This window comes from Mycoplasmopsis felis ATCC 23391, from assembly GCF_000701865.1.
GTDB lineage: Bacteria > Bacillota_I > Bacilli_A > Mycoplasmatales > Metamycoplasmataceae > Mycoplasmopsis > Mycoplasmopsis felis.
The window spans coordinates 1-10,258 of record NZ_JNKA01000027.1 but is presented as its reverse complement, the minus strand read 5'-3'; the positions used below and the strand labels follow the sequence as shown (position 1 = coordinate 10,258).

Here is a 10,258-nt window from a genome sequence, read left to right as displayed (position 1 = left end):
AAAATCGGAGATTTTTTTAGTAATATTGATACCCTAATCAATCTTTACAATTCCAAACTCAACAAACTCAAACAAATTAAAGAAGCATTATTACAAAAAATGTTTGTATAATATTTGTATAACATAATAGTGACCTTATAAATAATCAAAAAGACACAGAATCATTTTCTGTGTCTTTTAATTATCCTACAACCCTCAGAATTCAAAATACTTCAGGAAGTTTATATAAACCTATAGAATATGTATTTAAACTATATTCAATATTCTTATCAATGTTTCTAAAGTAAATAGTATTTAATGTTATTATTGAAGCAATTGATAAAAAGATAAGCAATCCAATAAAATCTTTTCAAGTAGGTTTAATTTGTCTATATTTAGTTCTTTTTTCATAAGGATCATACCCTCTGGTTTCCATTGAATTAGCTAAATCATCAGCTTTTTGAAAGGAAGAAACAAATAAAGGAATAATTAAGGTAGTAAATGCAATAATTTTTTTCTTAAGTGTACCATGTTTAAAATCAACCCCACGTGATGATTGTGCTTTCATTATTCTTTGAGCTTCATCTACTAAGGTAGGTATAAATCTTAAAGCAATTGAAATAATTGTTGCAATAATATGGGTTGGAATAAATAGGAATTTTAATGGTCACATTAAATCTTCAATTGCTTTATTTAATAATATAGGTCTCGTAGTATTTGTTAATAATGATGTAGTTAAAACCATTATATAAATTCTAAAGAATAAGTTAATTGACCTATTCACAGAATTAAGAGAAAATCCATATTGTAAATATGCATTATTTCCATACTTTTGAACTAAAGAAGAAAAATCATAGTTAGTATTTGCATAAAATTCACTTCATGTTAATGGATTTCCATTAACATCCTTTACTTCTTTATTAGTATTAGTATAAAAAGATCAAAATAATTCTTTATGGTAATTATCATTGTAAATAACTTGACTATTTACAATGTATAAATTAACTATTAATATAACAAAAGAAACAAAAATTGGTAATTTTAATAACTTAATTAAAGGTCTAATTTTTTTAGTAGAAATAATATATAAGATAACTAACGGAAACAAGATGATAAGTAAATCTATAAAACTACTTGATAAAAATAATAAGATGATATATAAAATAGTTAATAATACTTTTAATCTAGGATCAAAATTATATAAAAAACCCTTACCTGGTATAAAACGACCAAAAATACTTTTCATTAATTACCTCCTTTTAAAGAATTTAAGTAATCAATGAGTTCTTGCATTGATTTAACTTCAGGTACATTAATATTAAGTTTTCTTAATTTATCAACAAATTCTAATAATTTAGGTGGTTGTAAATGATTTTGAACAAGTAAATTAATATCACTCAATAATTCATAAGGTTTACCACTTGCAACAAGTGAACCTTCTTTGAGAATAATAACTTTTTGTGCTCTTTCGAGAACATGATCTAAATCATGAGTTACATTAATGATAGTTTTTCCATTTTTATGTAAGTTAGTTAATATATCTAACACTTCTTTTACACCAACAGGATCTAAACCTGCAGTTGGTTCGTCAAAAATCATTATTTCAGGGTCCATAGCTAAAATACCAGCTATTGCTACTCTTCTTTTTTGTCCACCTGAAAGTTCAAATGGACTTCTTTCTAAATATTCTTCACTTAAACCAACCATTTTAATTACTTCGGAAGCTTTTTGGTATGCTTTTTCTTTATCCATACCAAAAGCAATAGGACCAAAAGCAATATCTTCTCTTATTGTATTTTTAAACAATTGATATTCAGCAAATTGAAAGACAACCCCAATTTTTTTTCTTATATCAATAATATTCTTTAACTTCTTAGAATTTTTAGAATCATTTGTAATATGAAGATTAGTATTCTCTATTTTTTTAGTTTTCTTATTATAAATATCTGCATTGAAAATTCATTCGATTGAACCAAAAGTAGGATTTAATAGAACATTTAAATGTTCTATTAATGTAGTTTTACCAGAACCTGTAGAACCTATGATTCCTATATATTCATTTTCAGATATTTCTAAATTTACATCTTTTAGTCCATGAAATTCTCAAGGTGTTTTTCTATTAAAAATATGACCGATATGATTTATTTTAATTTGCATATTTGATCAATTAACTCCTGTTCATTGTATGTTGGATTTATTCCTTTTAAATTTTCGCTTAATTTGTATATAAAAGGTGAATCTATTTTTGCTAATTCGATTATTTCTTTGTTGTTTAAAATTTCTTGTGGTGAACCATCTGCAATTAATTGTCCATTAGAAAATACCAAACATTTATCAGCAAGTATTGCTTCATCCATATTATGTGTAATTGATATTAGTGTTTTTTCTCTATTATCTCTAATTTCTTTAATTAAATTAAGAATATCATTTTTACCTTTTGGATCTAACATTGATGTAACTTCATCAAATATAATAACATCAGGATTTAATGCTAGTATTGAAGCTATGGCAACCCTTTGTTTTTGTCCTCCTGATAAACTTTCAGGTTCTCTTTCAAGGTGTTTTTCCATTCCTACTCTAGTTGCACATTTCAAGATAATATCTTTCATTAAATTACTAGGTATTTTTCTGTTTTCTAAACCAAATGCTATATCATCTTCAACTGATGAACCGATAAATTGATTATCTGGATTTTGAAATATTATCCCTATTTTTTTTCTAATTTCTAATAAAGTACTTCTGTGATATTCTATATTATCAATAAAAATAGAACCTTCTTGTGGTTTCAATAAACCAACTAATACCTTAGATAATGTGCTTTTACCACTACCATTATGTCCTAAAATAGCAACATATTCTCCTTTTTTTATTGTAAAACTCACATTATTTAAAGCTGGTTTTTGTGTTCCTGGTTTATAACTAAAAACAATATTCTTAACTTCAATCATAATAATATAATTTTAAATTAAAAATTGAATTTTAATTACATTTAATTTATAATAAAGAATTACATTTCAAATTAGAAATGTTTCCAAGTTTTGTAATTATTAAAAAAATTATAATTTATTAAAAAAATAAAAAGTTTATAATATAAAAGCTATATTAAATAATATATATTAAATCAGAAAGGTATTAAATGAAAAAAGTAGCAATAAATGGTTTTGGAAGAATTGGTAGATTATTCTTCCGTAGATTATTTGAATCAAATTCAAATTTAGAAGTTGTAGCAGTAAATGACTTAACAGATGCTAAAACATTAGCTCATTTATTAAAATTCGATACTGCTTTTGGTCAATTAAAAGCAGAAGTATCAGCAAAAGATGGTGCCATTGTAGTAAATGGAAAAGAAATCAAAGTTTTTGCAGAAAGAGATCCAGAAAACTTACCATGAGGTCAATTAGGAATTGACTTAGTTGTTGAATCAACAGGATTCTTTACAAAAAGAGAAGGTGCTGAAAAACACTTAAAAGCAGGAGCTAAAAAAGTTGTTGTTTCTGCTCCGTCAGACAAAGATGTTAAAACAATCGTTTACAATGTAAACCACGATGTTTTAACAAAAGAAGATGTTTTAATTTCAGCAGCATCATGTACAACAAACTCATTAGCTCCAATGGTAAAAGTATTAGTTGATAATTTTGGTTTAAAATCAGGATACATGACAACAATTCATGCTTACACAGGAGACCAAAGATTACAAGATGCTCCACATAAAGATTTACGTAGAGCACGTGCAGCAGCTTCAAATATGGTTCCAACATCAACAGGTGCAGCAAAAGCAATCGGTCTAGTTGTTCCTCAAGCATCAGGAAAATTAGATGGTGTTGCAGTTAGAGTTCCAGTTTTAACAGGTTCTTTAGTTGATTTAACTGTATTCTTAAAAAAACAACCAACAGTTGAAGAATTAAATGCAGCAATGCAAAAAGCAGCAAATGAAACAATGAAATATGAAACAGAAGAAATCGTTTCTTCAGATATTATTAACTCTACATATGGTTCTATCTTCGATTCTGCTTTAACTTCTGTTAAACCAACAGCAGATGGAAACTTATATAAATTGTTCTCATGATATGACAATGAAATGTCATACGTTTCTCAATTAGTTAGAACAGTAGTTTACTTTGCTAACTTATAATAATTAATTAAAAATACAATCAGTAATGATTGTATTTTTTGATCACTTATATTATTAAAGCAGAGAAATAAAGTAAAAATAAAAAACAAGCAATTACTTGTTTTTGGTCATATAAAATGAAATGGAGCGAGTAAAGGGAATCGAACCCTCATAGTCAGCTTGGAAGGCTGAAGTTCTGCCATTAAACTATACTCGCACTTGTTTTTTGCTTTATTATTATAACATAGTTTTTAAAAAATAACAAAATATTTTATTTTTTTATTTAACTTATAAAAAAAGCACCTTCCTATTTTCACCTTTAGGCTATCGTCGGCGTAAAGAGGCTTAACTACTGAGTTCGGAATGGTATCAGGTGATCCCTCTTGCTATTGGCACTGATAATATAATACACTAAATTTAAATAATTCAAAATAATTTTTAAATATTTTTTCATTATTATTAATATTAATGAAATTAATAAAGAAAATGATTTCTAAATAATCAAGAAATTTATTTTTTAGATTCAAATAATTTAATACACCTAAAAGGTTTTCTATTTGATTTAGAACCTATATTTTCATTCATTAATGAAACTTTTTGGTTTAAAATATAATATTTTAGTTTTTAGTATTATTAAACAATGCTTTTTATTAATAAATCCTTCAAACATAAATTCATTAATTTAAAAAAAACAGTTTTATTTTAACTTATTTAATGGTATCATTAGAAACAATACTAAATTTATTTAGTATTGAATTTAAACTTTAAAAAAGGAATAATTTTTATGAAATTAAACAAAATTAAATATTTATTTATGATAGGTTTTGCATCACTTTTACCTATATCTACTATTGCTTGCAAACAAACAGAACCTAAAAAATCAAAAACAACAGTAGAAGTATCTGGAACAGTAACTGCAGACAATAATGTTGAATCATCAACACTATCAACTTCAATTCAAACAGAACTTAATATTTCTGCGTTTGAATCTGTTGTTAATTTGTTAACAAATGAATCAACAAAACAAAATTTAAAAACTGCATTTCAAAACGCTAATACAAATGAATTAAAAAAAGAATTCTTAAATAACTTAAAACAAGAAGTTATGAATTCAGATGATGTTCAAATTAAATTTGCTTTAGTCAAAGCATATGGTAATGATTTAGTTAAATTTGATTTTTCTAACGAATCATATAAAAGTAAACTAAACGCCAAATTAGTAAAATCAAATACTGTGTTCTTAAATTTTGATTATAAAAACTTTCAACTATCTGATACATATAAAGCAGATAAGGAATTTATATTTGATGTTAAATCGGACTTACTAAGTGCATTAAATGTATTTTTATCGAATGTTAAAGAACCATCAAAAGTTATTGGTTCATCACCAAAGCCTAATGGTAATTTATCTGCTACATATAGTAGTTCTTCTAATGTTTTAACAATCCCTGTTAAGTTAGTTTATTACTGAAGAAATCCAAATGATAAAACAGATGAAAAACTTGTTATTTCAGAAGAAACAATAAATTATGAAATTACAGTTAAAAAAGATTAGTTAATAAACAACTAATCTTTTTTTTAATTTATATCCTTAGATATTATTCATATTTAATTTTCTAAAACTGCACTAATTTGTTTTTCTATTTTGTGAATACTTTCAGGACTTAAAGTTATATTTCCTGTATTTCAAGCTTCTGGGTTTATTGGTATATCACTAAATTCACCAACAACATTTGTTCTAATGAATTTTAATAATTCTTTAAAACTATTAAATAAATAATCAAACCCACCAGCACCAACAGAAGAAACAGTGACTTTTTTATTATGAATAGCAGATTCTCCTTTAGGGTTGTTTTTATCAAGAGATCTACTTAATCAATCAAATAAGTTTTTTAAACCACCTGGCATATTTTTGTTATAAATAGGACTAAATACTCATAATAAATCTGCTTCTTTAATTTGTTTTCTGATTTCTTGAATAACTTGTAAGTCATCTCTTTCAATATCCTGATTCATTAATGGAAGTTTACTATAATCTAAATATGACACTTCTGCTTTTCCTTTTAGTTCTTTAGCAACAAATTCAGATAATTGTTTATTAAATGAGTTTTGTCTTAGTGAACCAACAATAAATAATATTTTTTTCATTTTTCTCCTTTATGAATATTTATTTGATTTAATTTTTCATAAACCAAACTTTCTTTTTATATTTTAAAACAATCTCTTTTATTTTTTAGTAAAAATTATTAGTTCAATAAAACTAATTATTTAATTTTTACCCAGTAATTTGTCAAGTTTTTTTAATAATTCATCTACATTGTCATCTTTTTCTTTCAAATTAGCTTGCACATCTTCAAAGTATTTATTATGTTCTTTTATAGTTTTTACATCAAAATCAGTTAATGGATTTAATTCAAATTCTTTTTGGATTTTATTGAATGAAATTGATTTTATTTTTGTATATGATAATTTTTCTTCTTTTGTAATTAAATCATATAAATTATTATTAAGATTAATTTCATTATTGTATATGAAATAAGAATTATTTTTGTTTAAAGTATATAAATCAGAAATGACTTTATATTCTTTTAACTCATTTATTTTTTTACCTTTAATATTCTTTGCTATTTGGGGTATTTTAGATTGTTTTACTTTAATTATTTGTTTATTATCACATATAAATAAAAGGTCTTTATTTTTCGAATTAATTGTAAATGATTTAACTTTATCATTTAACGATAAATATATTCCTTTGATTCCTTTTGCCTTAGTTCCATATAAATTAATATCTAATTCTGAATAATTAGTTATAAGTCCTTGTTCTGTTAATATAACAATATTATTTTGATTATTAGACAAATAAACACCAATTACAATATCATTATCTGTTAATTGCATAAATGAATATGATTTATTTAACCTTTGAACTCATAAGTCAGCTAATTTAATACGTTTAAAATAACCATTTTTAGTACCAATTACTATAAATAAATCTTTATTAAAATCCTTAATTTCGATAAAAGAAATGATTTTTTCTTCACTTTTGAAATCATATAAGTCTTTATAATATGTACCTAAATCTTTTCATCTATTTTCTGTTAATTTATGAACCGGAATAATTGAATAATTACCAAAAGAAGTAAACACTAATAAGTAATTCATAGTATTCATTTTTGCTATACCTAATAGTTCATCACCTTCTTTAAAATGATAGTTAGTTAAATTATTAGATTCAAAAGTTTTTTCATTAAATCTTTTGATATAACCATTTTTAGTAAATGAAATATAAACTTCTTCTTCTTTAATTAAATCTGTTTCCTTATGATTAAATTCAAATTCAGTTTCTTCAATTAGTGTTTTTCTTGGACTGCCGAATAATTTTTTAATTTCCTCAAGTTGATTAATAATATATTGATTAAATTTATTTGGATTGATTAATAATTCTTCTAATCTTTGGATTTCTTTTTCTAATTCTTCTTTTTCTTTTAAATATGCTTCTTTATCTGTTTTGCTTAAACGGTATAATCTTAATTCAGCAATAGCAGTTGATTGAATTTGACTAAAATCAAAGTGCTTCATTAAGTCTCTAATAACACCCGCTTTAGATTCTGTTGATTGCCTAATAATTCTAATTACTTCATCTGTTATTTCAGACACCTTAATAAATCCTAAAACTATTTCTAAACGTAATTTATTTTTTTCCAAATCAAAAATAATAGTTTTAGTTTTTATATCTCTCACATGTTCTACATAACTTGAAATCATTTGATTTAAATTCAAAAGTTTAGGTTGATTGTTTTTTATAACAGTATTGTTATATGAATAAGTAATTTTTAATTTAGTTTTTTGATATAAATATGATAATATACTGTTTTCATTTACAGAATTATTCATTGTTATTACAATCTTGATACCATTTCGATCTGATTGGTCTTTTATTTCTAAAACACCATCTAATTTACCTTCATTAATTAATAGGTCAATTTCATATACTAAAGATGACTTACTAATCCCATAGGGTATTTCAGTAATTTCAATAAATTTTTGATTACCTTTAGTATATAAAAAGCATTTACTATATAAATGAATTCTTTCTTTTGAATTATTTCCAAATTCAAATGCTTCTATAATTCCTTTTGTCCCTTTAATTATTCCGCCGGTAGGAAAATCAGGACCTTTAATATATTTATTTAACTCAGTATTACTCAAATTTGGTTTTTTTATTTTAGCAATAGTTCCATCTATGATTTCACCTAAGTTGTGCGGAGGCAAGTCAGTTGCAATACCAACTGCAATACCCATTGCACCATTCACTAATAAAGTAGGAAAAATAGAAGGTAATACAGTTGGTTCTTTTTCACTGTCATCAAAGTTTGGAACAAAAACTACAGTGTTTTTCTTTAACTCACTAAGAATATACTGACAAACTCTTGACATTCTTACTTCTGTATACCTCATAGCAGCTGCTGGATCATTATCTAATGAACCAATATTACCGTGCATATCTAATAAAGGAATATTAGATTTTCATCATTGACTTAAATTTACCATTGCTTCATAAACAGAACTATCTCCATGTGGATGATATTTACCGATAACATCACCAACTACTCTTGCTGATTTTTTATATGGTTTATCATATTCTAAACCTAAGTCATACATAGAATAAAGAATTCTTCGTTGAACTGGTTTTAGACCATCTCTGATATCTGGGAGGGCTCTTTGTTGAATTACATATTTAGCATACCTTCCAAATCTTTCTGACATTATTTTATCTAATGATTCGTTTATTATTTTTTCTATCATTCTTTGATTTTCAAAATTTTTATCCATATAATCTCCTGATTATTAATATATTAATTATAATAATAAACTCATAAAATGAAAAAATAGAATATTCAAACATTTTATAGTAGTTATCATTTTATTTTGTTTTTCTTTTTAACTTTTTTAAGTTAAATGTTTTATTTTGAATAAATAATAAATACAGAAAGAATATATTAAAATTAATTAAATTAATTAAAGTTAAAACAATGTATCAATATAGAGTGCTTGGTGTGTTGTAGGTATTATATTTTGACACCATTCAAAAACTATCATTTCCTAAAAATACTATTCAAAAAGAAATGAAAAAAAGTTTAACTATATAAATTAAAATTTTTTTACTTTTATTATTTATATTAAATTTTCTTGTTTTTAGTTTTGCTAAAAAGAAAATAGGAAACAAAGAGTGAAAAAACTTATTTCTATTTATTATTCATAAATATAGAAAACCAATTATATACACTCCTGTACTAGATAAAACAATACTAAAAAAATTTACTAAAAAAGTTGATAAAGCAGTAAATCCATAAATTCTTGGTTTATATCTTATGAATTGGAAAAATATAGGTTTTTCGTTTGGAAAAAAAACAAAAACATACAATGGCATAAAAATAGCAAACGAGATAATTATTAGAAATAAAGCAACAAAAGTAGTGATTCCTATTTTTTTCATTATTTTACCTCTTCTACTATTTTGGTTATTTCCTTGCCGTCATATAATTTATTTTTATAACTAAACAATTTTTTTAAACTTTTATTTTCTTTAGTAGATTCTATTGTAAAGAAATGTGAACCTCAAGCAAAGTTTCAATAAGAATACAAAGTTGTAGTATATGACTTGTTTGGAAAACATTCTGAAACTAAAAACATATCAGAATTATCATCATATCCATAAACTAAATAAGAGTGTCCGTATCCATCGCCTAAAGCGGTAGTTAAAACACTAGGTATACCTTTTTTAACATATTCTCATGCTTTATAATAACCACCATATTTTCCGTCTAACTTCCACTTATTTATGTTATTTTTTAGCCCGTGTTTCCCACTTGTGTATAAAAAAACAAACAAAATACTCTAAATTTTAACTCTCACTATATATTTATATATAAATATATAGTGTATTTCAAAAATTTTTTTAATTTTATATTTACATTTATTTACAATTATGTTATAATATTAATATGAAGGAAAAGAGTAATAATTTAGTTTTGTTTAATGTATGAGGAACAAAGAAAGGCGTTGTTTATAAATACGTTGGATATGGTAATGGTTATGGAACAAATCCCACAAGATTATTTAGTTTAGGAAATCTACAAAAACTTTTAGATAAAAATCCAAATGCTG

8 protein-coding genes, 1 tRNA gene, 1 rRNA gene and 1 pseudogene are annotated in these 10,258 nt (G+C 24.3%); 2 read left to right on the top strand and 9 right to left on the bottom strand.

Annotation, left to right across the window (positions count from 1 at the left end; translation table 4 throughout):
- Window positions 1–181: 181 nt before the first annotated feature.
- Genes T405_RS03120 through T405_RS03110 form a run of 3 tightly spaced genes read right to left on the bottom strand, consistent with a single transcriptional unit; the run spans window position 182 to window position 2,927 of the window.
- Complete coding sequence (locus T405_RS03120) at window positions 182–1,225, bottom strand: energy-coupling factor transporter transmembrane component T family protein (protein WP_036431087.1); 1,044 nt, start codon at window positions 1,223–1,225, stop codon at window positions 182–184.
- Window positions 1,225–2,136 (bottom strand): energy-coupling factor transporter ATPase, encoded by a 912-nt coding sequence (locus T405_RS03115; RefSeq protein ID WP_036431084.1) that lies wholly within the window; start codon window positions 2,134–2,136, stop codon window positions 1,225–1,227. Before T405_RS03115 ends, T405_RS03120 begins: the two co-directional genes overlap by 1 nt.
- Window positions 2,121–2,927: an energy-coupling factor transporter ATPase gene (locus tag T405_RS03110; RefSeq protein WP_036431082.1), complete on the bottom strand. Its 807-nt coding sequence runs from the start codon at window positions 2,925–2,927 to the stop codon at window positions 2,121–2,123. The genes T405_RS03115 and T405_RS03110 overlap by 16 nt, the downstream gene beginning before the upstream one ends.
- Window positions 2,928–3,115: 188 nt before the next feature.
- Between T405_RS03110 and gap the strand changes: the two genes are divergently transcribed.
- Complete coding sequence (gap, locus tag T405_RS03105; protein WP_036431079.1) at window positions 3,116–4,111, top strand: type I glyceraldehyde-3-phosphate dehydrogenase; 996 nt, start codon at window positions 3,116–3,118, stop codon at window positions 4,109–4,111.
- A 122-nt stretch (window positions 4,112–4,233) separates the two neighbouring features.
- On the opposite strand, the gene T405_RS03100 is transcribed toward gap, so the two are convergent.
- Both T405_RS03100 and rrf read right to left on the bottom strand, forming a co-directional pair.
- A tRNA-Gly gene (locus T405_RS03100) sits at window positions 4,234–4,307 on the bottom strand.
- 77 nt (window positions 4,308–4,384) lie between these two features.
- Window positions 4,385–4,490 (bottom strand): 5S ribosomal RNA (rrf, locus tag T405_RS03095).
- A gap of 384 nt (window positions 4,491–4,874) precedes the next feature.
- Here rrf and T405_RS03090 point away from each other — a divergent pair.
- Window positions 4,875–5,645 (top strand): hypothetical protein, encoded by a 771-nt coding sequence (locus T405_RS03090; protein ID WP_036431077.1) that lies wholly within the window; start codon window positions 4,875–4,877, stop codon window positions 5,643–5,645.
- A gap of 53 nt (window positions 5,646–5,698) precedes the next feature.
- Here the strand turns inward: T405_RS03090 and T405_RS03085 are convergent, their stop codons facing one another.
- The 4 genes and pseudogenes from T405_RS03085 to T405_RS03070 all read right to left on the bottom strand — a co-directional run.
- The gene (locus T405_RS03085; protein ID WP_036431074.1) at window positions 5,699–6,238 is read right to left on the bottom strand and encodes an NADPH-dependent FMN reductase; all 540 of its coding nucleotides are present in this window, start codon (window positions 6,236–6,238) and stop codon (window positions 5,699–5,701) included.
- Between the two features lie 120 nt (window positions 6,239–6,358).
- Complete coding sequence (locus T405_RS03080; RefSeq protein WP_036431070.1) at window positions 6,359–8,923, bottom strand: DNA topoisomerase IV subunit A; 2,565 nt, start codon at window positions 8,921–8,923, stop codon at window positions 6,359–6,361.
- Window positions 8,924–9,014: 91 nt separating this feature from the next.
- Window positions 9,015–9,587, bottom strand: coding sequence for a hypothetical protein (locus T405_RS03075; RefSeq protein ID WP_036431067.1), 573 nt, complete (start codon window positions 9,585–9,587; stop codon window positions 9,015–9,017).
- A pseudogene (locus T405_RS03070) lies at window positions 9,587–9,949 on the bottom strand (putative cysteine peptidase); the annotation flags it as partial. The pseudogene T405_RS03070 and the gene T405_RS03075, both read right to left, overlap by 1 nt.
- Window positions 9,950–10,258 lie beyond the last annotated feature (309 nt).